Origin of the sequence: Streptomyces sp. KL2 (genome assembly GCF_046529545.1) — a bacterium.
Classification (GTDB): domain Bacteria; phylum Actinomycetota; class Actinomycetes; order Streptomycetales; family Streptomycetaceae; genus Streptomyces; species Streptomyces radiopugnans.
In genome coordinates this window covers 3,217,071-3,241,866 of sequence record NZ_CP127170.1, presented here as the reverse complement: position 1 = coordinate 3,241,866, position 24,796 = coordinate 3,217,071, and the positions used below count along the sequence as shown (strand labels likewise).

The 24,796-nt window shown below is 73.1% G+C and carries 27 protein-coding genes; 18 read left to right on the top strand and 9 right to left on the bottom strand.

The genetic code is table 11. The features are described 5' to 3' along the window. Positions 1–293: 293 nt before the first annotated feature. The 4 genes from QPK52_RS14695 to QPK52_RS14680 all read left to right on the top strand — a co-directional run bounded on the left by QPK52_RS14695 (position 294) and on the right by QPK52_RS14680 (position 2,743). Positions 294–863 (top strand): FABP family protein, encoded by a 570-nt coding sequence (locus QPK52_RS14695; RefSeq protein ID WP_410537932.1) that lies wholly within the window; start codon positions 294–296, stop codon positions 861–863. Positions 864–945: 82 nt separating this feature from the next. Next, positions 946–1,455 carry a Fur family transcriptional regulator gene (locus QPK52_RS14690; protein WP_410537931.1) on the top strand — a complete coding sequence of 170 codons (510 nt, stop codon included), beginning with the start codon at positions 946–948 and terminating at the stop codon, positions 1,453–1,455. Positions 1,456–1,464: 9 nt separating this feature from the next. Next, complete coding sequence (locus QPK52_RS14685; RefSeq protein WP_410537930.1) at positions 1,465–2,436, top strand: YgfZ/GcvT domain-containing protein; 972 nt, start codon at positions 1,465–1,467, stop codon at positions 2,434–2,436. An 85-nt stretch (positions 2,437–2,521) separates the two neighbouring features. Continuing rightward, a complete protein-coding gene (locus QPK52_RS14680; RefSeq protein ID WP_410537929.1) occupies positions 2,522–2,743 on the top strand; it encodes a hypothetical protein in 222 nt (73 codons plus the stop codon). A gap of 360 nt (positions 2,744–3,103) precedes the next feature. Here QPK52_RS14680 and QPK52_RS14675 read toward each other — a convergent pair whose 3' ends face one another. Further along, positions 3,104–3,451, bottom strand: a complete 348-nt coding sequence (locus tag QPK52_RS14675; protein WP_410537928.1) for a hypothetical protein — start codon at positions 3,449–3,451, stop codon at positions 3,104–3,106. Between the two features lie 206 nt (positions 3,452–3,657). Here QPK52_RS14675 and QPK52_RS14670 point away from each other — a divergent pair, with 206 nt between their 5' ends. Next, on the top strand, positions 3,658–4,620 hold the full coding sequence (locus QPK52_RS14670) for a helix-turn-helix transcriptional regulator (protein WP_410537927.1): 963 nt from the start codon (positions 3,658–3,660) through the stop codon (positions 4,618–4,620). A gap of 83 nt (positions 4,621–4,703) precedes the next feature. Here QPK52_RS14670 and QPK52_RS14665 read toward each other — a convergent pair whose 3' ends face one another. Beyond that, positions 4,704–5,108 (bottom strand): hypothetical protein, encoded by a 405-nt coding sequence (locus QPK52_RS14665; protein WP_410537926.1) that lies wholly within the window; start codon positions 5,106–5,108, stop codon positions 4,704–4,706. A gap of 624 nt (positions 5,109–5,732) precedes the next feature. Between QPK52_RS14665 and QPK52_RS14660 the strand changes: the two genes are divergently transcribed. Next, entirely contained in the window at positions 5,733–5,993 is a 261-nt protein-coding gene (locus QPK52_RS14660) for a type II toxin-antitoxin system Phd/YefM family antitoxin (RefSeq protein WP_410537925.1), read from the top strand. After that, positions 5,990–6,244, top strand: a complete 255-nt coding sequence (locus tag QPK52_RS14655) for a Txe/YoeB family addiction module toxin (RefSeq protein ID WP_101256625.1) — start codon at positions 5,990–5,992, stop codon at positions 6,242–6,244. Before QPK52_RS14660 ends, QPK52_RS14655 begins: the two co-directional genes overlap by 4 nt. Positions 6,245–6,338: 94 nt before the next feature. On the opposite strand, the gene QPK52_RS14650 is transcribed toward QPK52_RS14655, so the two are convergent. After that, on the bottom strand, positions 6,339–6,554 hold the full coding sequence (locus QPK52_RS14650; RefSeq protein ID WP_410537924.1) for a DUF397 domain-containing protein: 216 nt from the start codon (positions 6,552–6,554) through the stop codon (positions 6,339–6,341). After that, entirely contained in the window at positions 6,551–7,381 is an 831-nt protein-coding gene (locus QPK52_RS14645; protein ID WP_410537923.1) for a helix-turn-helix domain-containing protein, read from the bottom strand. Before QPK52_RS14645 ends, QPK52_RS14650 begins: the two co-directional genes overlap by 4 nt. Before the next feature lie 168 nt (positions 7,382–7,549). On the opposite strand from QPK52_RS14645, the gene QPK52_RS14640 reads away from it, so the two are divergent. Both QPK52_RS14640 and QPK52_RS14635 read left to right on the top strand, forming a co-directional pair. Next, entirely contained in the window at positions 7,550–7,783 is a 234-nt protein-coding gene (locus QPK52_RS14640) for a hypothetical protein (protein WP_410537922.1), read from the top strand. Continuing rightward, positions 7,780–8,154 carry a hypothetical protein gene (locus QPK52_RS14635; RefSeq protein ID WP_410537921.1) on the top strand — a complete coding sequence of 125 codons (375 nt, stop codon included), beginning with the start codon at positions 7,780–7,782 and terminating at the stop codon, positions 8,152–8,154. Before QPK52_RS14640 ends, QPK52_RS14635 begins: the two co-directional genes overlap by 4 nt. Positions 8,155–8,203: 49 nt before the next feature. Here the strand turns inward: QPK52_RS14635 and QPK52_RS14630 are convergent, their stop codons facing one another. Further along, positions 8,204–8,611 carry a hypothetical protein gene (locus QPK52_RS14630; protein ID WP_410537920.1) on the bottom strand — a complete coding sequence of 136 codons (408 nt, stop codon included), beginning with the start codon at positions 8,609–8,611 and terminating at the stop codon, positions 8,204–8,206. 392 nt (positions 8,612–9,003) lie between these two features. Here QPK52_RS14630 and QPK52_RS14625 point away from each other — a divergent pair, with 392 nt between their 5' ends. Next, positions 9,004–9,729 carry a S1 family peptidase gene (locus QPK52_RS14625; protein ID WP_410537919.1) on the top strand — a complete coding sequence of 242 codons (726 nt, stop codon included), beginning with the start codon at positions 9,004–9,006 and terminating at the stop codon, positions 9,727–9,729. 118 nt (positions 9,730–9,847) lie between these two features. On the opposite strand, the gene QPK52_RS14620 is transcribed toward QPK52_RS14625, so the two are convergent. From QPK52_RS14620 to QPK52_RS14610, 3 genes are read right to left on the bottom strand one after another with little or no spacing between them, the layout of a single operon-like run. Then, the gene (locus tag QPK52_RS14620; protein WP_410537918.1) at positions 9,848–12,238 is read right to left on the bottom strand and encodes an FtsX-like permease family protein; all 2,391 of its coding nucleotides are present in this window, start codon (positions 12,236–12,238) and stop codon (positions 9,848–9,850) included. A 6-nt stretch (positions 12,239–12,244) separates the two neighbouring features. Then, complete coding sequence (locus QPK52_RS14615) at positions 12,245–13,045, bottom strand: ABC transporter ATP-binding protein (RefSeq protein WP_410537917.1); 801 nt, start codon at positions 13,043–13,045, stop codon at positions 12,245–12,247. Next, on the bottom strand, positions 13,042–13,548 hold the full coding sequence (locus tag QPK52_RS14610) for a PadR family transcriptional regulator (RefSeq protein WP_237880555.1): 507 nt from the start codon (positions 13,546–13,548) through the stop codon (positions 13,042–13,044). Before QPK52_RS14610 ends, QPK52_RS14615 begins: the two co-directional genes overlap by 4 nt. A 197-nt stretch (positions 13,549–13,745) precedes the next feature. On the opposite strand from QPK52_RS14610, the gene QPK52_RS14605 reads away from it, so the two are divergent. From QPK52_RS14605 to QPK52_RS14585, 5 genes are all read left to right on the top strand, one after another. Next, positions 13,746–15,077, top strand: coding sequence for an ABC transporter substrate-binding protein (locus QPK52_RS14605; RefSeq protein WP_410537916.1), 1,332 nt, complete (start codon positions 13,746–13,748; stop codon positions 15,075–15,077). 208 nt (positions 15,078–15,285) lie between these two features. Then, positions 15,286–16,995, top strand: a complete 1,710-nt coding sequence (locus tag QPK52_RS14600; RefSeq protein ID WP_410537915.1) for a glycoside hydrolase family 13 protein — start codon at positions 15,286–15,288, stop codon at positions 16,993–16,995. Positions 16,996–17,209: 214 nt separating this feature from the next. Further along, positions 17,210–18,493, top strand: coding sequence for an ABC transporter substrate-binding protein (locus QPK52_RS14595; protein WP_410540336.1), 1,284 nt, complete (start codon positions 17,210–17,212; stop codon positions 18,491–18,493). 13 nt (positions 18,494–18,506) lie between these two features. Continuing rightward, entirely contained in the window at positions 18,507–19,919 is a 1,413-nt protein-coding gene (locus tag QPK52_RS14590) for an ABC transporter permease subunit (RefSeq protein WP_410537914.1), read from the top strand. Continuing rightward, complete coding sequence (locus QPK52_RS14585) at positions 19,916–20,875, top strand: carbohydrate ABC transporter permease (RefSeq protein ID WP_410537913.1); 960 nt, start codon at positions 19,916–19,918, stop codon at positions 20,873–20,875. Before QPK52_RS14590 ends, QPK52_RS14585 begins: the two co-directional genes overlap by 4 nt. 181 nt (positions 20,876–21,056) lie before the next feature. Here QPK52_RS14585 and dtd read toward each other — a convergent pair whose 3' ends face one another. Beyond that, the gene (dtd, locus tag QPK52_RS14580; protein ID WP_410537912.1) at positions 21,057–21,482 is read right to left on the bottom strand and encodes a D-aminoacyl-tRNA deacylase; all 426 of its coding nucleotides are present in this window, start codon (positions 21,480–21,482) and stop codon (positions 21,057–21,059) included. Positions 21,483–21,671: 189 nt separating this feature from the next. Here dtd and QPK52_RS14575 point away from each other — a divergent pair, with 189 nt between their 5' ends. The 3 genes from QPK52_RS14575 to QPK52_RS14565 are packed head-to-tail and all read left to right on the top strand — an operon-like array spanning position 21,672 to position 24,757. Continuing rightward, positions 21,672–22,394 (top strand): hypothetical protein, encoded by a 723-nt coding sequence (locus QPK52_RS14575; protein WP_410537911.1) that lies wholly within the window; start codon positions 21,672–21,674, stop codon positions 22,392–22,394. Between the two features lie 43 nt (positions 22,395–22,437). Continuing rightward, positions 22,438–23,472, top strand: coding sequence for an asparaginase (locus tag QPK52_RS14570; RefSeq protein ID WP_410537910.1), 1,035 nt, complete (start codon positions 22,438–22,440; stop codon positions 23,470–23,472). 25 nt (positions 23,473–23,497) lie between these two features. Beyond that, positions 23,498–24,757 (top strand): GNAT family N-acetyltransferase, encoded by a 1,260-nt coding sequence (locus QPK52_RS14565; protein ID WP_410537909.1) that lies wholly within the window; start codon positions 23,498–23,500, stop codon positions 24,755–24,757. The last annotated feature ends 39 nt before the right edge of the window (positions 24,758–24,796 follow it).

Sequence of the window (24,796 nt, the reverse complement as noted above, 5' to 3'; positions counted from 1 at the left end):
CCGCGGCGGGGCGGCGCACCTCACAGCACCGCCCCGCCACGGGCCGACTAGACTCGTCGGCGGGCCGCCCGCCGGCCCGTACGTCCGTGCCGAACCCCCGAGGAGCGCTCCCGTGCTTGAGGCATTCTTCACCGCCCTGCTGGTCCTGGTCTGCGTCGGCGTCCTGGCGTTCACGGGTCTGACCGTGAAGAAGCTCTACCAGGGCCAGCGCTGATCCGTTCCCGCCCCACAACCCGGGCCGCGCACGGCCAGGGCCGCAGACCACACGCCCTCGACAGATCGTCTGAGCAACCATGATCGAGATTCCGTCCGACCTCCACCCGGACCTCGTCCCCCTCGCGTTCCTCCTCGGCGACTGGGCGGGCGCGGGCGTCGCGGACTTCCCGGACCGCGAGCAGTGCAACTTCGGCCAGGAGGTCACCTTCTCCCACGACGGCCGGGACTCCCTGGAGTACGTCTCGCGCACCTGGGAGCTGGACGACAAGGGCGAGAAGGTCCGCCCGCTGGAGAACGAGAGCGGCTACTGGAAGATCGACGCGGAGCGCCGGGTCGAGGCCGTCATGGTCCGCGACCGGGGCATCGTCGAGGTCTGGCACGGCGAGATGGCCGAGCAGAAGCCGCAGATCGACCTGGTCACGGACGCCTTCGCCCGGCTGTCCTCGGCCGGCGAGTACTCCGGCGGCAAGCGGCTGTACGGCTACGTCAAGGGCGACCTGATGTGGGTCGGCGAGCTGGCCACCCCGGACCCGGAGCGCCCGCTGCGCCCGTACATGTCGGCGCACCTGAAGAAGGTCGTCGACCCGCGCGAGTGGGCCAAGGACCTCAAGGACCTCCCGGACGACGGGATCGCCTTCTTCAAGTGACGCGCACGGCGGCCCTCCCGGGCCGCCGTTCCCCGCTCTTCGTACGGCCCGTTCCGCACGCCGTCCTCATACACTGGCCACTGTGGTGAGCACCGACTGGCAGAGCGACCTACGCAGACGCGGATACCGGCTGACGCCGCAGCGCCAGCTCGTGCTGGAGGCCGTGGACAAGCTGGAGCACTCCACTCCGGACGACATCCTCGCCGAGGTGCGGCGCACGGCGGGGAGCGTGAACATCTCCACCGTCTACCGCACGCTGGAGCTGCTGGAGGAGCTGGGGCTGGTCAGCCACGCCCACCTGGGCCACGGCGCTCCCACGTACCACCTGGCCGACCGGCACGACCACATGCACCTGGTGTGCCGGGACTGCACCACGGTGATCGAGGCCGACACCGCGCTCGCCGCCGACTTCACCGGCCGGCTGCGGGAGAGGTTCGGGTTCGACACCGACATGAAGCACTTCGCGATCTTCGGCCGCTGCCGCGACTGCGCCGGCAAACCCCCGGGAGGGGACCCGGAGGAGGACGCCGAGGAGGACGCCGAGAACGTCGAGGGGGGCGCGGACGAGAGCGCGGGCGGCGCCGGGTCGTAGGCTGGCCGCATGTCGTACAAGAGCCCCTTGCTGTCGCTGCCCGGCGCCGTCCCCGCCGAGGCGCCGGACGAAGGCGTCGCCGCGCACTACGGCGACCTCTTCCGCGAGCAGCGCACGCTCGCCGACGGCGGCGGACTGGTGGACCTCTCGCACCGCGGCGTGGTCACCGTCACCGGCGAGGACCGCCTGAGCTGGCTCCACCTGCTGATCACCCAGCACGTCAGCGAGCTGGAGCCCGGCCGCGCCACCGAGGCGCTGATCCTCTCCGCCAACGGCCACATCGAGCACGCGCTCTACCTCGTCGACGACGGCGCCACGGTCTGGATGCACGTCGAGCCGGGCACCCGCGAGGCGCTGATCGCCTACCTGGAGAGCATGAAGTTCTTCTACCGGGTCGAGGTCGCCGATGCCACGGCCGAGTACGCCGTGGTGCACCTCCCGGCGGGCTCCATCGCCGAGGTGCCCGAGGGCGTCGTCGTCCGTGAGACGCCGTACGGGCGCGACCTGTTCCTGCCGCGCGGCGAGCTGGAGTCCTACGCCGCCGCCCACGGCCCGGCGGTCGGCGTGCTGGCGCTGGAGGCGCTGCGCGTGGAGGCGCACCGGCCGCGGCTGGGCCTGGAGACCGACCACCGCACCATCCCGCACGAGCTGGGCTGGATCGGCACGGCCGTCCATCTGCAGAAGGGCTGCTACCGGGGCCAGGAGACCGTGGCGCGCGTCCACAACCTGGGGAAGCCGCCGCGCCGGCTGGTCTTCCTCCACCTGGACGGCAGCGAGGTGCACCTGCCCGGTCACGGCACCCCGGTGCGGCTGGCGAAGGACGGTGAGGAGGGGCGGCAGCTCGGCTTCGTCACCACCTCGGCCCGCCACCACGAACTGGGCCCGATCGCCCTGGCCCTGGTGAAGCGGAACGTCCCGGTGGACGCGGAGCTGCTCGCGGGCGACACCGCGGCGGCCCAGGAGACCGTCGTCGAGCCGTGAGCGTGCCCCGGCGGGCGGTGCGGCCCGGAAAGTGGAAGCGGTACGCCGGGGCGCGCACCGGACCGTCGGGTGCATACTGGCGTTAATGACAAAATCGGCCGTAGCCCGGCGTCACCTGCCCACCAGCCCCTTCAAAGCCCCGGTAGCACCGCCCGACAAGTACTTCGCCGAGGGCGAGCGGGTCACCCACGACACGTACGGCCTCGGCCGTATCGTCTCCGTCGAGGACGGGGTCGCGGTGCTCGTCGACTTCGGCTCCAAGCAGGTGCGGATCCTCAGCCCGTACCTCAAGCTGAGCGCTCTCTGAGGCCGCCGCGCACGGCCGCCGCACGGCGGCCGGCCGTCTCCCCCCACACCACGTTTCCGCCCCGAGAGGCAGACCTCCCCATCGACACCACCGAGCTGTTCTCCGCGCCCGACCAGGCGCCTCCGGCCCCCCGGGCGGCGTCCCGGCCCCCGGCCCGGAACCCCTTCCAGGCACCGGACTTCGGGGACCTCCCGGACTACGACGAGGCGGAGGAGACCGGAGAGCCGCCGTTCGACGCCGCTGCCGCCGACGCGGCTGGTGCGGCCCGCGCCGCCGAGGACGGGGGCACGGCCCGGGACGGCGGCGGCAGGAAGCGGCCGTCGAACTCCTCACGCCCCAGGCGCGACCGCTCCCGGCAGGTCAGGCGGGGCTCCCCCCGCCGATGACGGTGGCCGCCGCCCTGGCCTGGAGCACGGCGAAGACGCCCATCGGGACCGTCTGCACCACGGTCCAGGCCCTCCCCATCGCGGTGAGCTCCAGCAGGCCGGACGCCAGGACGGCCAGGCTGAGCGCGATCCAGCCGAACCCGCAGGCGGCCACCGCGCCCACCGCTCCCGGCCGGACGTACGGCGACCGGGCCACCAGTCCGACTGCTCCCCCGCCCGCCAGCATCCCCGCGCCCACCGCGGCCACCACCGACGTACCCGGCCCCAGCACCCTGCCCAGCGGTGCGGCGGCGGCCAGGTAGACGAGCCCGACGACGGCCATCCCGGCCGCGTCCAGGGCGAGCAGACGGCGGACCGGGGGCCGGCGCTCCGCCCCGCCTACTTGCCCGCCCTCCGGCCTTCTCCGGCTGCGACCGGGCCGTTCCCGTGACCCATGGGCTCCTCCGTCCGTCCGCACCGCGCGTACGGCCGCAGGCTGCCCGCATAACCTGACAGCCGCCGTCATGTTTTCCGGGCACACTCGACGGTGTGAAGTCCGACCGGCTGCTGTCGATCCTCCTGCTCCTCCAGACCCGCGGCCGGGTACGGGCCGCGGAGCTCGCCGAGCGCCTGGAGGTGTCGGTGCGCACCGTCCACCGCGACATCGAGTCCCTGTCGGCCGCCGGGGTCCCGGTGTACGCCGAACGCGGCCGGCACGGCGGCATCGCCCTGCTGCCCGGTTTCCGCACGGACGTCACCGGGCTGACCGCCGACGAGGCGCGGGCCCTGTTCGTCCTGGCGGGGCGGGGTACGCACTCCGCCCTGGGGCTCGACGGGGCGTTCGCCTCCGCGCTGCGCAAGGTGATGGCCGCCCTCCCCGCACCGCACCGACCGGCCGCCGAACTGACCAGCCGCCGCGTACTGGTCGACCCCGAGCGGTGGCTGGCGCCACCGCGCCCGGCCGTGGACCTGGAGCCGCTGCACGCCGCCGTCCTCACCGACCGGCGGCTGCGCATCCGCTACCGGCACGGCGGCCGGGAGGAGACGCGCGCCTACACCGTCGATCCCTACGGGCTGGTCGCCAAGGCGGGCACCTGGTACCTGGTGGCCGACCACCACGGGCGCGGCCGGCTGTTCCGCGCCGACCGGCTGACGGACCTCGCCGTCACCGAGGCGCCGGTGCGGCGCCGCGAGGGCGTGGAACTGGCGCAGGCATGGGCGGAGTTGCGGCGCGAGGTGGAGATGCGCCCCGGCGGCGTCCGGATCGCGGTGCGGGTGCGGCGCGAACGGCTGGACATGGTGGTGCGCATCGCGGGCGCACACCTCGCGGACGAGCCCTCCGCCCCGGACGAAGAAGGCTGGGCACGCGCCGAGTTCGACTACCCGGTCCTCGCGGCGGTCCGCCAGCTCCTCCAGTTCGGTGCCGACGTGGAGGTGCTCACCCCATCCGAGGCCCGTACGGAACTGGCCCGCGCGGCAACGGAGATCCGCTCCCTGTACGACGGCGCCTGACATCCGCCCGTCCTGCGAGTCTCCAGCAAGGTGTTACACCTGTGCCGGGAGCGGTGCGGGACCATCGGCCCCTCCCCGAGGGGTCACTCGTCGGCGGAAGCGCAGTCCGTCTCGACGTACTCACGGATGTCGGTGACGGTCTCCTCGATGGCCTCGTCCTCGCTCTGGCCGTCGCTCCTCGCCATGGCGATCCATCCGGAACCCAGCATCAGGTTCTTGGAGAAGACGAGGTGACGGGGGGTCGTCGCGTTCTCCTTGTTGAACGCCTCCACCTTCGCCTGGCTCCCGGTATCCGGTCGACCGTGGCCCACATCCCCCCGCCAGGACAGCTCCAGTACCTCCATCACCTCCTGGACGCACTCCTGCGCCACCGGGTCGAGCGGCACCACCGGCTCCCGTGAGGTGGCGGAAGCGCTGGGAGTCGTCGTGGCGGCCGAGGCGGTATCGCGCTCGGGCTGCTCATCGGCACAGCCGACTGCGAGCACCAACACCCCTACCGCAAAAAGAACTCTTCCCCGCACCGGCCCTCCAGCTCCCTTGACGTGATCGCGATAAGTCTGTCTGACGGCCGGTAAGGACGCGAACGGGTTCTGCCGTGACTCCTTGAGCTCACGTACGGTCGTACATGGAGGAACGACGCCCAGGTGTCCGGGCCGAAGGCGAGGGCCGGGCCGTACGGGGGCCTGCCACCGCGCGCGGTGACTGCACCGGGGTGTCATCCGCTCTGAAACCGTGAGGCGAGAACGGAGAGAACCATGGTCCGGAAACGGGCATGGGCACCCGCCTTCCTGATGCTCGCCGCGGCTTCCCTGCTGCTGAGCCAGGCAACCCAGGGTTACGCGGCCCTCTGGTGGGCGGTTTCCACCGCCTTCCTCGCCGTGGCCTTCGTCATGGCCGTTCGCACGAGGAAGAGGGGAACACAAAGGCCACCCCTTCGAGCACCGCACCGCCGTCGCACCCCCCACGAGGCCGGGCGGGGAGCCTCCTGCCACTGACGGCGGCCACCACCGCCGTAACGCGAAAGGACCGCCTCCGGCGACTCATAGGCGTGGCTGGCCCCACACGATAGCGAGTGGTACCGTTTCTTGTACCACTTGAAGGGAGGGGTGGCCGTGTCCATCACCGCCAGCGAGGCTCGCAGGAACCTGTTTCCGCTGATCGAACAGGTCAACAACGACCGCGCTCCCGTGCACATCACGTCCCGCAACGGGAACGCGGTACTGGTGTCGGAGGAGGACTTCGCCTCCTGGCAGGAGACGATCTACCTCCTGCGCTCGCCCGCGAACGCCCGCCGTCTGGCCGAGTCGATCGCGGAGGCCGAAGAAGGCAGGGTCACGCCCCGTGAGCTGATCGAGGCCGACGACGCCGAGTGAAGATCGTATTCACCGAGCACGGATGGGCCGACTACGTCCACTGGTCCGAGACGGACCGCCGTATGACCAGGCGCGTCAACCGGCTCATCGAGGAGAGCAAGCGAGACCCCTTCGGAGGCATCGGCAAACCGGAACCACTCAAGGGGGACCTCAGCGGTTACTGGTCGCGGAGGATCGACGAGGAGCACCGGCTCGTCTACCGGGTCAGAGGCGATGAACTGATCGTGGTCCAGGCCCGCTACCACTACTGAGCTAGGGCGTGAAGGCCGGGGCGATTCAGCGCGTAGGGCATCGTCTGCCGTGCATCGATGGTCGGCTCCCGCAGGCAGCACCTGCCGGTCCGGCTCAGCCGGTGAGCCGGTCACCCTTGACGGCGGTGAGGAACGACGCCCAGGCGTCCGGGGCGAAGACGAGGGCCGGGCCGTGCGGGGCCTTGCTGTCGCGCACGGGGACGGCGCCGGGGAGGTTGTCGGCTACCTCGACGCAGTCGCCTCCGTTGAGGTTGCTGTAGCTGGACTTGCGCCACCGTGCGGCGGTTATCTCGTGCGGGGAGGTGGTCATGAAAGCTCCTCCAGAAGTCGGAGTAGGAACTCCGCCGAGTCGCGCGGGGACAGGGCGTGGTCGCGCAGCCGATCGTAGCCGACCTGGAGTTCTTCGACCCGGGCCGCTTCCTCGATCAACTCCCCGCTGTAGGCGGTCTCCACCCAGGCGACGGTCCTGCCGTCCAGGAGTCGCAGGAACGCCGTGTCCGTGTGGCTCAGTTCGCGCAATCCGGCGCGAAACGGAAGCACTTGCAGTATCACGTTCCACAGTTCTGCCGTATCGACCAGATACTTCAACTGCTCGCGCCATAGCGTGGCGTCCGGCAACGGGCGGCGCAGAACGGCCTCGTCGAGAATCGCTCTGAGCTGAGGCGCGCCATCACCCGTCAGGACATCCCTGCGGCTCATGCGCGCCTTCACCTGCTGCTCCAGTTCGTCGCCTGGACGCAGGCCACCCAGTGTCAGCAGCTCACGGGCGTACGTCTCGGTCTGGAGCAGCCCCGGCACGACACCGGGTGAGTACTTCTGAATACTCACCGCCTCGCCCTCAAGTGCCATGAAGCGGCGGTACTTCTCGCGGAACTGGGTGGCGTCCCCGGCTGCCAGCTCCCACAGGGCCAGCAGCAGGCCAGGGGTGCCGTAGTACTGGTCGAGGGCCTGGGCTACGTCCGGGCTGCCGATGGTGTGGCCACTCTCCATCTTGCCGAACAGCGACCAGTCCCAGCCCAGCGCCTCGCCCAGCTTCCGCAGGCTGTCGCCGCGTTCGGTGCGCAGAGTGCGCAACTCCTCGGCGAACCGCCGGCGCGGCTCCTGACTGCGGCCCGTGACCACTCTTCTCGGCGGCATTCCGTCCCCCTCCGTGGAATGTGTGGAAGCGGCACCGGGCGGCGGGGAAGGGCTTCCCGGCCACGGGTGTTGGCGCTCCACACCGGTTCATGCTCGTAAAGCGAACGCGACCGACGGTAGTCGCACTGTCGCTTCTCGCACAGGGATGCGGTGGAGGAGTCACACCATATGGTGATGGAAGGTTCGGATCAGGTTGGAGAGCAACGAATCGGGGAGGCGGAAGCGGCCCGTGACGCGCTCGCCGAGGCGCTGCGGCGTGCGGGAATCCGGTTCCCGGCCGTGGACGTCCGCACCCCCGTGCGCGTGGACGGGGCGGCCGGTTACGCGATGGTGGTTCTCGGCGAGTGCTCCGCGCCGGTGGCGCGGGGGTTGGCGGCTGTCATCGAGCGGGGTGCGGTGTGACGGCACTCCCGTTCTCCCCGGCCGTCGAGCGCCCGTGGCGTGACGGGTGGCCGCTGCCGGCGCGCACCGACGACGCCAACGGCTGGACCACGGGCGGCTGCTGGCTGTACTGCCGCCGTGAGGGCGTGCGCGTGCTGTGGATCGGTTCGGTGCGCACTCCCGGCGCGGCGGGCGACGTGTACGCGTGCGGTCCGTGCATCGCGGAGCTGGACCACATGGTGCGCCTCCAGTCCCACGGCCGGGACGAGCCGCCGGACGGAACGGGCGGCACGGACGGTGCGACGGGGACCGGTTCGTGCGGGCACCGGCGGATCGGGAGGCTCGGCGGCAAGGTCCGCTGCCGCGACTGCGGGCGGCAGATCTACCTCTGACCACTTCCGACGACCTGTCCCACCGGCCGCGCACGGTCGGCGCGGAGAGCTACAGCAGGTTGACCACGCCCGCGCAGACCGCGCAGACCACGGTGGCCGCCAGGAAGATGTCCGTCGGCCAGGACCGGGTCATCCTGCGCCGCACGGGAGGCGCGGGAGGCAGCTTCTTCCGGTAACCACGCGGCCTCTCGGGCAGGCGCAGCCTGATGCGCTCCACCGCCCTGCCGGTGGTTCCGACGAAGTGGTCGACGAGCGAGCCGCCGAATCCCGTGGACTGGACGACTTCTCCGTCCACGGTCTCCACCGTCAGGGTCCCCCCGCCGTCGCTCCCCACGCGGCTCACCGCCGTGTAGGAGACCTCATAGGTCCTCAGGGGATTCACCACCGTCAGCGTCTCCCGGCCGAGCACGATCCTGGACTCCGCGATCCGCCTGATGAACACGACCGTTCCGAGCATGGCGGCCGCCACTCCGAACCCCTCGGCGGGTCCTCCCTCGACCCCCCGAACGGGCACCAGTACCGCGACAGTGCCGAACGCCAAGGTGGAGAGCCACAATGCGGCACGGAAGCTCCGGCGCCGGAGGACCTCCTTCTCCCGGCCCTTCGAATCCTCTCCCATGAGCCCCCGTTCCCCGCGAAGCCGACCGCCCGGCCCACTCGGCACGGCCGGCGCGACGGGCCGACAAGCTACCACCACTGATCGAGCGCGCGTTCGGTCTGGCCGGTGGGGCCATAACACCGTGCTATGGCCAAGTGGTAGTACCCAGCCCGCTCCGCTTCCGGGAATCCTGGTGCCTCCCCCACAGGTCACACGCGAACCACCGCGTGTATCCGGAAGCGAGGCACCCCTTGCGAATAACCAGGCTCGTCCCCGCTCTGATCGCGGCCATGGCCGCCGTTCTCTCCCTCTTCGTGCTGGCCCCGGCCGCCTCGGCCAAGGAGCTTCCGCCCGGCAGCGGCGGCCCCCAGCCGATCATCGGCGGCGGCTACGCGCAGAACGCGCCCTGGGCCGCCCGGCTGTTCTCCAACGGCCGTGAGACGTGCTCCGCGACGATCATCGCGCCGACCTGGATCCTCACCGCCAGACACTGCGTCGGCGGCGGCGGGCTGTCGTTCCGCATCGGCAGCCTCGACCAGCACAGCGGCGGCACCGTCGCCAACGGCACCCAGATCTACAACCACTCCTCCTCGGACCTGTCGCTGGTCCGCCTGGACCGCTCCGTCTCGGCGACCTACGCGCGCCTGGGGCAGCCGGGTTCGGTGTCGGTGGGCCAGACCGTGCAGGTCTACGGCTGGGGCGCCACCTCCCAGTGCGGCTCCGAGGCCAACTGCCAGTCGCGGTACCTGAAGGTCGCGAACGTGATCGTGACCGGCGCCTGCCGTGACGCCTACTCCGGTTCGGCGATCTGCGCCCGCCGCGGCGACGGCATCACCGCGGGCGGCGACTCGGGCGGCCCGATGATGGCCAACGGCGTCCAGGTCGGTGTCGCGTCCACCAGCGACCGGCAGACCACCACGGCTTACACCAACGTGACGGCCTACCGCTCCTGGATCCAGTCGATCGCGGGCGTCTGATCCCGCGCGGTCCGTTCTCACGGCAGCCTCTTCCTCCGGGTCCTCCCCGTTCCGCCGGCGCGGAGCGGGGAGGACCCGTTTCCGGTTCCGGGTGGCCGGGCCGGAGCGGTCCGGCCGTTCAGAGCGTCTCGCTGAGCGTGTCGGCGATGCGGCGGCGGGAGGCGCGGGCGGCCGGGACGGCCGAGACCGCGACCGCGCCCACCACGGCCGCGGCGATCACCAGCAGCAGCGCGCCGGGGGGCGGGGACTGGGCTATGCCCGCGCCGATGCCGCTGGAGCGGCCCTGCGCGTCGATCAGCCAGCGGCCGGCGGCGGCCCCCAGCACGGTGCCGGCGACGGCGGCGGCCAGTGCGGTGAAGGCGGTGGAGACGGTGATCACGCCCGCTATCTGGCGCGGGGTCAGGCCGATGGCCTTGAGCGCGAGCAGATCGCGTCCCCGGTCGCGGACGCGGGCGCCGAGGACGGTGGACAGTTCGGTGAGGCCGATCAGGGCGAGTACGGCGATCAGTCCGGCGATGACGCCGCGTACGCCGGCCAGCCCGTCGGCGGGGTTGGCCGCCTCGCGGACCTCCAGCCGACCGCCGGAGGAGGCGGCCAGTTCGGCGCCGACCTCCCCGGCGTCGGCGCCGTCGCGCAGGACGAGGTGGTGGAGGTCGGGCGCGGCCGTGCCCGAGCCGTCGCCCAGGTCGAGGTTGTCCAGGGAGGTGGAGATCACCCTGCCGCCGTCCTCGGGCTCGATGGAGCGGCCGGTGATGTGGAGGATCTGCGGGCGGCCCTGGACGGTCATGCGCACCCAGTCGCCGACGCGTACGTCCAGCAGGTCGAGCAGCCCCTGTCCGGCGACGGCCTCGTCCGGGCCGTCGGGGAGACGGCCCTCGGCGAGGGCGAAGGGGTAGGGGTCGGCGTCGGTGCCCAGGCCGCGCAGGGTGATGGTGGCGGTCTGGCCGGGGACGAGGGCCTCGACCTCCGTGCCGGGGTGGACGGCGGTGACGTCGGGGTGCGCGGCCAGCAGTCGCTCGGTGCCGGCGTGGCGCTCGGCCTCGGAGGCCCGGGAGGCCGCGCCGCCGCCGGACGAGTCGGGCGAGTCGGAGGAACCGGAGTCGTCCGGGGAGCCGTCGCGCACGGTGAGGGCGGCGGGCAGGCCGATCTCCTCCGGGCGCTCGTGGAAGCGCTCCACGGTGGCCCAGGCGCCCAGTGCCGCGGTGATCATCGCCAGCGGCACGGCCAGGCGCCCGACGGCGGCCAGCGAACGGGCCCGGCCGGGGAACGCGCCGCGCCAGCCCAGTACGAGGGCGGGCGGCGCGTCCCGGCCCAGGGCGCGCCGCTCCGGCAGGGTCAGCGGGCCCAGTCCGCGGGGCACCGCCGTACGGGCCACCGGCACGGGCGGCACCCGGCCGGCACGCCAGGCGGCCAGCGAGGTGGCGGTGGCGATGAAGAGGACGGCGGCGGCGGTGGTGGCCAGTACCGTCCAGGTGTGGCCGGGCAGTTGCCGCCACACGTCCACCGCCTCGCCGATGCGGCCGGGGACGCGCGCGCCCAGCAGTTCGGTGACGGCCGCTCCGCAGGCGGCACCGAGAAAAGCGAAGCCCAGGTGCTGGACGAGGAAGACGCGGACGACCTGGGCGGGGGTGAAGCCGATGGCCTTCAGCACGGAGATGTCGCGCAGGTGGCCGTGGACGCGGGTGCTGATCGCCCCGGCGACCGCCAGGGCGGCGGCGAGCAGCGCGCCGAGTCCGAAGAGGGCCAGGAGCAGGCCGAGCAGCCGCCCCTCGCCCTCGGCGTCGGCGCGGGCCTGCTGCCAGCGGGTGACCTCCGAGACCTGGTCGGCGCCGAGGGCGGTGACGGCGCGCTGGACCATGAAGTCGGTGTCGTCGGGGTCCGCCAGGCGCAGTCCGACGGTCTGCCCGGTGCGTTCGGGGTCGGGCTGGAGCCTGTCCAGGGCCTCGTCCGGCAGCCAGCCGATGCCGGGTGTGTCGCCGGGGGTGTAGCGGGGTTCGGCGGTGTCGGCGACGCCCACGACGCGCAGCGTGTGCTCGGTGCCGCGCGCCCCTCGCGCGGTGAGGGTGTCGCCGGGTTCGGCCCACAGGGCGCGGGCGAGGGAGCCCTCCAGGACGATCTCGTCGGCCGCGCCGGCCGCCTGCCAGCGCCCGTCGGTGACCAGCGGGCGCCCCACCTCGGGCGGCTCGGGCCCGGTGGCGCGCAGTTCCGCGCTCGCCCGCGCGCCGCCCAGCTCCACGGTGGTGCGGGCGGTGCGGAAGGGGCCGGACAGGCCCGCGACGCCCTCCAGGTCGCGCAGTTCCTCCGGCTCGGCGCCGTCGCGGGTGTGGATCCACACGTGCGCGCCCTCGGACTGGGTGAAGACCCGCTGCCAGGGGTCGGCCGTGTAGGAGAACAGGGCGCCGGCGAGCAGGAGGGAGGCGATGATCCCGGCCGTGGCCAGGACGGTGAACAGCGCCTCGCCGCGGTGCGCCCGCAGGTCGGCGTGGGCCCAGCGCAGGGTGGCGCGCACGTCGTCTCAGTCCTTCAGTTCCAGTACGCCGGACACGCCCTTGCCGCGCCGCCGGGGGCGGGGGCCGTCCGCGTCCAGGGCGGCGTCGTCGGCTATGCGGCCGTCGAAGAAGCTGATCACGCGGTCGGCGGCGCTGGCCATGCGGGCGTCGTGGGTGACCAGCACGATGGTCTGGCCGCGCCCGTGGAAGCGGGAGAGCAGGCGCAGCACCTCACGGGTGCCCCGGCTGTCGAGGCTGCCGGCCGGCTCGTCGGCCAGCAGCAGGTCGGGGTGGTTGACCAGGGCGCGGGCCAGGGCGACGCGCTGCTGCTCGCCGCCGGACAGCTCGCCGGGCATGCTGCGCTCCTTGCCCTCCAGGCCGAGTTCGGCGAGGAGCTCGGCACGGTCGGCGCGGGCCCCCTTCGGGCTGCTGCCCGCCAGCAGGGCGGGCAGTTCGACGTTGTCGGCGACGGTGAGGTTGGAGACGAGGTTGAAGAACTGGAAGACGATGCCGATGCGGCGGCGGCGCAGCACCGCCCACTGGGACTCGCCGTAGGAGTCCAGGCAGGTGCCGTCGAACCAGATGCTGCCGGCGTCCGGCTTCTGGAGACCGCCGAGCAGGTGGAGCAGGGTGGACTTGCCCGCGCCGGACGGGCCGGTGACGGCGACGAACTCGCCGCGCGAGACGGTCAGGTCCACGCCCCGCACCGCCCTGGCCGGGGCGCCCTCGCCGTGGTGGGTCTTGACCAGGCCCTCGGCCCGTACGAGAGGGGGCACGTCCGCCGGTGCGGCGGGGCCCGTACCGGCCGACTCCTCGGAACGGCTCATTCCAACTCCTCCTGACAGCGTTCCAGCCAGTCGAGGTCGGCCTGGAGGTGCAGCATCGCGCCCTCGATCAGCAGCTGCGCCACCCGGTTGTCCCGGTCCTCGGCCGCGGCGAGCCGGGACAGCTCGCGCATGGTGTTGAGATATTGGCGGCGCTGCTTGTTGATCAGCGCGATCTGGTCGGCCAGACCGGTCTGCGGGGCGATCGCGAGCTTCATGAAGAACTCGTCGCGCACCCGGGGTTCGTCGGTCGGCTCCTCGAACCAGGCCCGCACCGCCTCGCGCCCCGCGTCGGTGAGCCGGTAGATCCGTTTGTTGGGCCGGGTGGACTGGGCGACGTCCTCGCCCTCGATCAGTCCCGACTTCTCCAGCCTGCCCAGCGTGACGTAGATCTGCCCGACGTTCGGCTGAGGGTACGCGGCGCCCAGCAGCTTCTCAAGGGCCTGCTTGAGCTCGTATCCGTGGGCGGGGCCGGCCGCGAGGAGGGCCAGGAGCGGCAGACGCACGCGCGCACTCCTCCTCCCCGTCCCGTCCCGTGCCGGGCCGGCGCCTGGCCGGCGGCCCGTCCGGGCGGCGGCCCGGTCGGCGGTGCGCCGGCTGTCTGTCGGTCGGCGTCTAGTATCGCCCATGCCCAACGGGTATATATGGGCGTCCGGTGCTCAATGGCGAGGCCGCGCACGACCGGTGCGCTGGGGAGGGACCTATGCGGTGGACGCGGGCCGCGGGAAGGGGACTCCTGGCCGCCGCCGTCGTGCTGGCGGGTTACGCCGGACTGGGCTCGCCGGCCGGCGGGCGGACCGCCGAGCCGGTCGCGCACGGTGGAGGGCGCGGTCCCGTCACCCTGGTCACCGCCGGCGATCTGACCGACTACCTCGACCCGGTGCTCGACGACTGGAACCGCGCGCACCCGGACGAGAAGGCCACCCTGGTGGAGCTGCCGGACTCCGCCGACGAGACCCGCGCCCAGATGGTCACCGGTCTGCGCTCGGGCAGTTCCCGCTTCGACGTGCTCAACATCGACGTGGCCTGGACCTCGGAGTTCGCGGCGGCGGGCTGGATCGCCCCGGTGGACCCCGGCCGCTTCCCGCTGGACGCCTTCCTGCCGCCGGTGGTGGACACCGCCACCTTCGGCGGGCGGCTGTACGCGGTGCCGTACGTGACCAACGCCGGGCTGCTGTACTACCGCGCGGACGTGCTGGCCGAGGAGGGCGAGCTGCCGCCGCGCACCTGGTCCGAGCTGGAGCGGCTGGCGCGGGAGGTGGCCCCCCGGCACGGGCTGGACGGCTACGCGGGCCAGTTCCTGCCGTACGAGGGGCTCACGGCCAACGCCACCGAGGCGGTGCGCTCGGCGGGCGGCTCGCTCCTCGGCGACGAGGGCGCGACGGTGACCGCCGACTCCGAGGCGACCGTCGAGGGGCTGCGCTTCCTGGCCGACGGGGTGCGCGAGGGCTGGATCCCCGAGGAGTCGCTGACCTGGAAGGAGGAGGAGTCGCGGCAGGCGTTCCAGGACGGGCGGCTGCTGTTCCTGCGCAACTGGCCGTACGTGTACGCGCTGGCGGGCGGCGAGGGGTCGAAGGTGGCCGGGAGGTTCGGGGCGGTGCCGCTGCCCGGCCCGGACGGTCCGGGCGTCAGCGTGCTGGGCGGCTCCAACCTGGCGGTCAACTCCCGTTCCCGGCACCCGGAGACGGCGGCCGACCTGATCGCTTACCTGACCGGTGAGCAGGTGCAGCGCCGGGTGCTCACCGAGGGGGCGCTGCCCCCGGTGCGGGCGTCGCTGTACTCCGACCCGGAGCTGGTGCGCGACTTCCCCTATCTGCCCACCCTGCGCGAGAGCGTGCTGGCGGCCGAGCCGCGTCCCAAGAGCCCGCGCTACGACCAGGTGAGCCTGGTGGTGCAGGCGGTGGTGCACGACGCGATGGCGGGGCGGCAGACCCCGCGTCAGGCGGTCGCGCGGCTGGCGCGCGAGCTGCGGTCCGTCGCGCGCGAGGGCGCCGAACCCGTCCGCCGGGGCGCCGGGCCTGTCGGCGAGGACTGATCCGTCCGCGGGTGCCGCACCCTCTCTCCTTGCTTACTTGTTAGGTATTGAGCAGCCCCTCTCCGCACCCCATGCATAGACATACCAGGGCATAAAAGGGCGGCTTTTCAACTATGCGTTGACACCTCGATGTCACCCGTACATAACATGCATGCATAACAGCGGCTCACGAACATGTGCTCTGCGAGCAGGAACGGGATCACGAGGGATGCTCACAGCCACGACCGAACACAGCGTCTCGCCCCGCCCCGCGCGGCCCGCTTCCGCCCCTGGCGAGCCCCGGAGCTGGTGGCGGGACGCGGTGGTCTACCAGGTCTACGTCCGCAGCTTCCTGGACAGCACCGGCGACGGCATCGGTGACCTGGCCGGCGTCCGCGCCGGACTGCCGTACCTGCGGAAACTGGGTGTGGACGGCATCTGGCTCAGCCCCGTCTACCCCTCCCCGCAGCACGACCACGGCTACGACGTCGCCGACTACCTGGACGTGGACCCGGTCTACGGCGACCTGGAGGAGTTCGACCGCCTCGTGGCCGCCACCCACCGCCTGGGCCTGAAGGTCGTCCTCGACATCGTCCCCAACCACTGCTCCAGCGAGCACCCCTGGTTCCGCGCCGCGCTGGCCGAGGGACCGGGCGGCCCGCACCGCGCCCTCTTCCACTTCGCCGACGGCCGCGGCGAGAGGGGCGAACTGCCGCCCAACAACTGGCGGGCGATGTTCGGCGGCCCGGCCTGGTCCCGCGTCACCGAGCCCGGCGGCGAACCCGGCCAGTGGTACCTGCACCTGTTCACGCCCGAGCAGCCCGACCTCAACTGGCGCAACCCCGCCGTCGCCGAGCACTTCGACCAGGTGCTGCGGTTCTGGCTGGACCGGGGCGTGGACGGCTTCCGCGTCGACGTCGCCGCCGGCCTGTTCAAGCACCCCGAACTGCCCGACTCCCCGGACCCGGAGGCCGACGAGCGCACCCGCGACTCGGTCAACCCGCTGGCCTGGAACCAGCCCGAGGTGCATGACGTGTGGCGCCGCTGGAGAGCGCTGTGCGACGAGTACGCCGACCGCGACGGCCACGACCGGCTGCTGGTGGGCGAGGTGTCGGTGCCCACCGCCCGCGAACACGCCAAGTACGTGCGGCCCGACGAGCTGCACCAGGCGTTCTTCTTCCACCTGCTGAGCGCGCCCTGGGACGCGGAGGCCTTCCGCCGGGTCATCGACGAGGCCCTGCGGGACATCGCGGGCACCGGATCCACCGTCACCTGGGTGCTCAACAACCACGACCAGGTCAGGACCGTCACCCGGTACGCGGGCGAGGGCGGAGGGCCGGGGAACCCCGGCCTGGGCGCCGCACGCGCCCGCGCCGCCGCGCTGCTGATGCTGGCGCTGCCCGGCGCCGCCTACGTCTACCAGGGCGAGGAGCTGGGCCTGCCCGAGGTGGTGGACCTGCCCGACGAGGTGCTCACCGACCCCATCTTCCGCCGCACCGGCAGCCGCAGCCGGATCCGCGACGGCTGCCGCGTACCGCTGCCGTGGTCCGGCCAAGCCTCGCCCTTCGGTTTCACCTCGGGCGCGGAGGAGGCCCGCCCGTGGCTGCCGCAGCCCGAGTGGTTCGCCGAGCACGCCACCGACCGGGCGCTGGCCGACACCCGCTCGTTCTGGCACCTGTACCGCGACGGACTCCAGTTGCGGCGCGACCTGCCCCAGCTCGGGGAGGGGACGCTGCGCTGGCTGGACGCGCCGCCGCAGGTCCTGGCCTTCGAACGCGGCGACGGGCTGGTCTGCGCGGTCAACTTCGGCACCTCTCCCGTGCCCGCCCCGGTGCCCGGCACCCCGCTGCTGGCCAGCGGCGAGTGCCCGGACGGGACGCTCCCCGGCTCCACCGCCGCCTGGTGGGTCACCGACCCCGTGCCGTCCGCCGCCCGCTGACCCGGGGGCCTCGCCGAACCCATCGCACCACCCGCACCACCCGCACCATCCGCACCATCCGCCCTCCGGCCCCCCGGGCCGGCCGACCCCGAGAGGGACACCCGTGAACACAGCAGACAGCACCGGCCGAGCCGGCGACAACGGCAGCACCGAGCGCAAGGCCGGCACCGCAAGACGCACCGCGGCAGCCGGCGCGGCGGCGCTCGTCCTCGCCCTGACCGCGTCCGCCTGCGGCGGCGACGCCACCGCGGGCGGCGAGGGCGGCGGAGACGGCCAGGAGCTGAAGGGCGAGACGGTCACGGTCGCCGGGGTGTGGACCGGCGTGGAGCAGAAGAACTTCCAGAAGGTGATGGACACCTTCGCCGAGAAGACCGGCGCCGAGATGAAGTTCGTCTCCACCGGCGACAACGTCTCCACCGTCGTCGGCTCCAAGATCCAGGGCGGCAACGCGCCCGACGTGGTGATGGTCCCGCAGGTCGGCGTGCTCGAGCAGTTCGCCGAGAAGGGCTGGCTCAAGCCGCTGTCGAAGACCGCCGACGACCGGGCGCGCGACTACTTCGCCCCGGTGTGGAAGGAGTACGGAACGGTCGACGACGTCTTCTACGGCCTGTACTTCAAGGCGTCCAACAAGTCGACCGTCTGGTACAGCCCCGAGGCCCTGGAGCAGGCCGGCGTCACCCCGCCGAAGGACTACGAGGGGATGCTGAAGGCCGGCCGGACCCTCTCCGACTCCGGCATCGCCGCCTTCTCCGTGGCGGGCGAGGCGGGCTGGCCGCTCACCGACTGGTTCGAGAACGTCTACCTCTCCCAGGCCGGCCCGGAGATGTACGACAAGCTCGCCGCCCACGAGATCCCCTGGACCGACCCGTCCGTCGTCAAGGCCCTGACCACCCTCGGCGAACTCTTCGGCGACAAGGAGCTGGTGGAGGGCGGCGGCGCGGGTGCGCTGCGCACGGACTTCCCCGAGTCCGTCGAGAAGGTCTTCGGCGACAACCCGAAGGCGGGCATGGTCTACGAGGGCGACTTCGTCGCGGGCCTGATCAGCGGGCAGTTCGGCAAGAAGGTCGGCGAGGAGGCCAAGTTCTTCCCCTTCCCGGCCGTGGACGGCGGCGAGCCGCCGGTGGTCGGCGGCGGTGACGCGGCGGTCGTCCTCAAGGACGGGAAGAACGCCGACGCCGGGATGAAGTTCGTGGAGTTCCTGGCCACCCCGGAGGCCGCCGAGGTGTGGGCGGGAGCCGGCGGCTTCATCTCCCCCAACGAGGCCCTGAACCTGGACGCCTACCAGGACGAGACCACCCGGCAGATCGCCCAGTCCCTGGTGGAGGCCGGTGACAGTGTGCGGTTCGACATGTCCGACCAGGCTCCGGCCGCCTTCGGCGGCACGCAGGGCGCCGGCGAGTGGAAGCTCCTGCAGGACTTCCTGCGCGACCCCTCCGACCCGGAGGGCACCGCGAAGAAGCTGGAGGCCGCCGCGGCCAAGGCCTGGAAGAAGAGCTGAGGCAAGAGCACCGATGTCCGCCACAGCCCCCGCCGTGCCGCCCGCTTCCGCGGGCGGCACCCCGGCCGGCGCCTCCCCCAGGCAGGGGGCGCCGGCCCGGGGCGACGACCCGCGCAGGCGCGCGACGCGCCGCCGCAGGATCGTCGCCGCCGCCTTCCTGCTGCCCGCGCTGCTGCTGCTCGGCGCGCTGGTCGCGTACCCGATCCTGTTCTCCGTCGGCCGAAGCCTCTTCGACGCATCCGGCACCCGGTTCGTCGGCGCGGACAACTACGTCGAGATGTTCCGCGACCCGACCACGCTCAAGGCCGTCCGCAACACCGCGATCTGGGTCGTGGTCGCCCCGGCCCTGCTGACCGGCCTGGGCCTGATCCTGGCCGTGCTCACCGAGAAGGTGCGCTGGGCGACCGCGTTCAAGCTGCTGATGTTCATGCCGATGGCGATCTCCTTCCTCGCCGCCGGGATCATCTTCCGCATCACCTACGAGCAGGACCCCGACCGCGGCGTCCTCAACGCGGTCGCCGTCGGCGTCCACGACGTCTTCGCCGACCGCCCCGCCTACCCGGGCGCCCGTGCCCGGGAGGACGCCGGCCCGAACCCTCTGTCCAAAGGCGCGGACGGCTCCTACGGCACCGCCGCGGACCTGGCTCCGGGCAGCACCGCATCGCTCGGCATCGTCGGCGTGCCGCCGAAGGAGGTGCCCTCCGGCGCGAAGCCCGCCGCCGAGCCCGAAGGCTCCCCCGGGGCCGGGGACGGTGCGCTCGCCGGGACCGTCTACCTGGACTTCACCCCCGGCGGGGGCGGCGAGCCGGGTCGGATCGACTCCGGCGAGCGCGGACTGCCCGGGATGACCGTCCAGGCGGTGCGCGACGGAAAGGCGGTGGGCGAGGCCACCACCGCCGCCGACGGCTCGTTCCGCATCACCGGCCTGGAGGGCGGCTCGTACGCCCTGCGGCTGCCGGCGTCCAACTTCGCCGAGCCCTACGGCGGGATCTCCTGGCTCGGCCCCGCCCTGGTCACCCCGGCGATCATCGGCGCGTACCTGTGGATCTGGACCGGCTTCTCGATGGTGCTGATCGGCGCCGGACTGGCCGCGATGCCCCGGGACGTGCTGGAGGCCGCGCGGATGGACGGCGCGAACGAGTGGCAGATCTTCCGCAGGATCACCGTGCCGCTGCTCGCGCCCGTGCTGACCGTGGTCTTCGTGACGCTGGTGATCAATGTGATGAAGGTCTTCGACCTCGTCTACATCATCGCCCCGGGCCCGGTGCTCCAGGACGCCAACGTGCTGGCCATGCAGATGTGGCTGGTGTCCTTCGGCGGCGGCAACAACCAGGGGCTGGGCAGCGCCATCGGCGTCCTGCTGCTGCTCCTGGTGGTCCCGGCCATGGTCTTCAACATCCGACGCTTCCGCAGGAGCCAGTCATGACCCACGGCACCGTCGAAAAGGGAGCGGCGGCACAGGTTCCGGCTCCCGCGGCTGCGGCGGCAGCCGCGGGGGCCGGGCATCACCCCCCGCGCACGGACCGGGCGCGGCGGCCCGCCGGCGCGCGGATCGGCACCTGGCTGGGCAGGGGCGCGGTCCAGGTGTTCCTGGTCGTCGTCGCGCTGGTGTGGATCACCCCCGCGCTGGGGCTGTTCCTGTCCTCGCTGCGGTCGGAGGAGGCCAACTCCTCCAGCGGCTGGTGGACGGCGCTGACCGAGCCGGGCCAGTTGTCGGCCGACAACTACACGGCCCTGCTGGCGGATTCCGGTATCACCCAGGCGTTCTGGAACACCGTGCTGATCTCGGTGCCCACCACCGTCGCCGTGGTGGTGGTCGCCGCGCTGGCCGGATACGCCTTCGCCTGGCTGGAGTTCCCCGGCCGCGACTGGATCTTCCTGGTGGTCGTCGGGCTGCTGGTGGTGCCGGTCCAGGTCGGTCTGCTGCCGGTGGCCGAGATGCTGGGCGCGGTCGGGCTGTTCGGCACGATCCCCGGCGTGGTCCTCTTCCACGTCGCGTACGGGCTGCCGTTCGCGATCTTCCTGCTGCGCAACTACTTCGCGGAGATCCCGCGGGAGATGCTGGAGGCCGCGCGGATGGACGGCGGCGGGGAGTGGCGGATCTTCACACGGCTCGTCCTGCCGGTGGGCAAGCCCGCGATCGCGAGCCTGGCCATCTTCCAGTTCCTGTGGGTGTGGAACGACATGCTGGTCGCGCTGATCTTCGCCGACAGCGACTCGCAGCCACTGACCGTCGCACTCCAGTCGGAGATGCGGCAGTTCGGCAGCAACATCGAGATCCTCGCGCCCGGTGCCTTCCTGTCGCTGGCCGTTCCGCTCGTGGTGTTCTTCGCCTTCCAGAAGCACTTCGTGCAGGGCGTCATGGCGGGATCGGTGAAGTGACCGCAAGGACCGGGGGCGCGAGCGGGGGGCTGTGACCGGGGGGGCGCGACCGGGGGGGCGCGACCGGGGGGGCGCGACCGGGGGGCTGTGAGCGGTCCTGCCGCCGTCACGGGGGGCGGCAGGGCCCGGACGCCCGTTCCGCGGTTCCGTGCGGGTCCGCACGGAACCGCGGAACGGGCCCTCAGACCTCCAGCAGCACCGTGAACGGGCCGTCGTTGGTGAGCGAGACCTCCATCTTCGCCCCGAAGCGGCCCGTCTCCACCCGCGCTCCCAGCGCCCGCAGCCTGGCGCACACCTCCTCCACCAGGGGCTCGGCCACCGGGCCGGGGGCGGCGGCCTGCCAGGTGGGACGGCGCCCCTTGCGGGCGTCGCCGTAGAGGGTGAACTGGCTGACGACCAGCAGGGGGGCGCCGGTGTCCGAGCAGGACCTCTCGCCCTCCAGGATCCGCAGGCCCCACAGTTTGCGCGCGAGCCGGTCCGCCTTCTCGTGGGTGTCGTCATGGGTCACCCCGACCAGCACGCACAGGCCCTCCCCGGTGATCTCGCCGACGGTCTCTCCCCCGACGACGACCTTCGCGCCGCCGACCCTCTGCACCACAGCTCGCATGCCGACCATCATGCCGCCCCGGTCGTGCGCCCGCCGACCGCCGCCGGACGGGTGGCCCGGACTGCACGGAGGGTGCCCGTGGTGGCACGATGCGTGCAGCACGGTGCGCACGGTGGCCTGCGGCGTATCCGTGACGGGCCGTGGACCGCGCTGTGATCCACGGCGAAGGGGATGAGGGGCAGACAGAAGATGAGCACTGCCGGAACCGGGCGGACGCCCGGAGCCGTACCGACGGCCCGCGAGGCCGCCTCCACGACAGCGTCCGCGACCGCGCCCGCCGCCCCGGCGGGTGCCGCGGAGACCGTTCCGGCCGGTGCCGCGGGGGCCGCCGGGGCCGCTTCGGCCGGACCGCCTCCCGATGCGGACGGCACGGACGGCGCGGACGGCGCGGACGGCGCGATCCCGGCGGTCCCGCACGACGCCGAGCCGCCGGAGCTGACCGCTCTGCGCCTGCCCCAGCTCCGCGAGCTGCGCCGCCAGGCGCAGCAGGAGGAGGCCGACCTCAGCTACGTGCGGCGGCTGGTCCAGGGCCGTGTCGACATCCTCCGCGCCGAGCTGGCCCGCCGCAGCGCCGCGGACGTACCCCTGATCGACCGGCTGGCGGAGATCCTCGCCGACGCTCCCCCGCCCGGCCGGGGCCCCGCGCGCTCGGCCCGCCATGTGACGCTGCGCACCCCGCGCAGCGAGGAGTACCGGCGGCTGGCCGAGGAGGTGCTCGCCGAGGTCGAGCTGTCCGACCTGGCCGCCCGCACCGACGCCGAGCTGCACGCCGCCATGGCGCGGCTGGGCCGGCACGAGCACCGGATCTCCCGGCGCCGCCGGGCGCTCCAGCGGACGGCGAACGGGTGCAGCGCCGAGATCGCGCGCAGGTACCGTGAGGGCGAAGCACACGTGGACGACCTGCTGCCCTGACCCCGGGGGCGGTCGTCCCCCCTACACCCAGGGAAGGCCGCCCATGTCCGCCAGCACCACCCCGCCCGCGAACGCCCCCGCTCCCGGCACGCAGACCGGCACGCCCTCCGGCGCGCAGACCGGAGCACGGCCCTTCGCGGAGCTCCCGGTCCTCGCCGAGGCCGTGCGCTCGGGGTTCACCGAGGGGCACCACCGCGGTTCCGTGGTGGTGCTCGGCCCGGACGGCGGCGTGGAGTGGTCGCTGGGCGAGGTGGCCGCGCCGATCTACCCCCGCTCGTCCAACAAGCCGATGCAGGCGGCGGCCGTGCTGCACGCGGGTCTGGAGCTGTCGGGCGAACGGCTGGCACTGGCCGCCGCCAGCCACTCCGGCGAGCCCTTCCACCTGGAGCTGGTGCGCACCGTGCTCGCGGAGCACGGGATGACCGAGGACGACCTGGGCTGCCCGCCCGACCTGCCGCTGGACCGCGAGGAGGCCGACCGGTTCCTGGCGGCGGGCTCGCGGCCCTCCCGCATCGCCATGAACTGCTCGGGCAAGCACGCCGCCATGCTCGCCGCCTGCCGGGTGAACGGCTGGTCCGGCGCCGACTACCTCGACCCCGGCCACCCCCTCCAGGTGCTGGTGCGCGAGCGGATCGAGGCGGCGGCGGGCGAGCCGGTCGCGCACACCGGCACCGACGGCTGCGGCGCTCCGCTGATGGCGATATCCCTCACCGGCCTGGCCCGTGCCTTCCGCTCCTTCGTGCTGGCCGCGCCCGGCACCCCCGAGCGCCGGGTCGCCGACGCCATGCGGGCCCACCCCGAGTACGTGGCGGGCACCCGGCGCGAGGACACCCGGCTGATGCGCGGGGTGCCGGGCGCACTGGCGAAGGTGGGCGCCGAGGCGGTCCAGGCGGTGGCCCTGCCCGACGGCCGCGCGCTGGCGATCAAGATCGACGACGGCGGGCTGCGGGCGCTCGGCCCGGTCCTGGCCCGGACGCTCGCGCGGATGGGCGTGGAGTCCCCGGTGCTGGCGGAGACAGGCGACTCCCCGCTGCTGGGCGGTGGGCGGCGGGTGGGTGAAATCCGCGCGACGTTCTGAGGCGGGTGGTCCTAACGTGACCGCCATGGACTCGAACTCCCCTGACATCCGCACCATCGCCGAGGACGAGTACCCGGGCTGGGTGCGCGCTCTGCGGGCGGGATTCCTGAACTCCTCGGAGCTCACCGCCGAGGAGCTGGCCGCCCGGCGCGGCGGAATCGAACTCGACCGCACCCAGGGGGCGTTCGAGGACGGACGCTGCGTCGCCACCTTCCGCACGCTGCCGCAGCGGCTGACCGTGCCCGGCGGCGCGGCGGTGGACTCCCTGGCCGTCACCAACGTCTCCGTCCTGCCCACCCACCGCCGGCGCGGGCTGCTGACGCGGATGATGCGCAACGCACTGGCCGACGGGCGCGAGCGCGGGGACGTCTGCTCCACGCTGGACTCCGCCGAGTACCCGATCTACGGCCGCTACGGCTACGGCTCGGCCACCTGGTCGACCGACTGGACCGTGGACGCCGCCCGCGCCGGGCTGGACCCGCGCTGGTCGCGCCCGGAGGAGGAGGGCGCCCGGATCGATCTGGTGGAACCCGCCCAGGCGCGCGTCCTGGGCGCCGAGCTGCACGAACGGGTGCGCGCGCTGCCCGACCGGCAGGGCATGACCGACCGCACCGAGCGCTGGTGGAAGCTGAGCACCGGTGCGATCGACTGGCCCGGCAGCGGCTTCCCCCCGTCCTTCACCGCCGTGTACCGGGACGCCGCGGACCGGGTGCAGGGGCTGCTGACGTACACCGCCGACGACAACTGGGAGAACGAGGCGCCGCGCCTGAACGCCCGCGTCCGCGATCTGATCGCCGCCGACGCCGCCGCCGAGCGGGCCCTGTGGCACTTCCTGCTCTCCATGGACTGGGTCGCCACCGTCCACTGCCGCCGGCGCGCCCCCGACTCCCTCCTCCCCCGGCTGCTGCCGAACCCGCGCGCCGCCCGGATCACCTCCCACGCGGACTTCCTGTGGCTGCGCCCGCTGGACGTCCCGGTGCTGCTCCAGACCCGTACGTACCCGGTCTCCGGCACGCTGGTGCTGGAGCTGGAGGATCCGATGGGCATCGCCGGGGGGCGCTTCCTGCTGGACGCCTCGCCCGAGGGCGCCGCCTGCGCGCCCACCACGCGCTCGGCCGACCTGTCGATGGGGGTGGGCGCGCTGAGCTCGATGTACCTGGGGGACGAGTCCGCCTCGCGGCTGCGGGAGCTGGGGCAGCTCACCGAGGAGCGTCCCGGCGCGGCGGCCCTGGCGGACGCCCTGCTGCGCACGGGCCGCCGGCCCTGGGCGCCGGACGTCTTCTGACGAGGCCCGCCGGGCGCGCTCGCGCGGACGCGCTCCCGG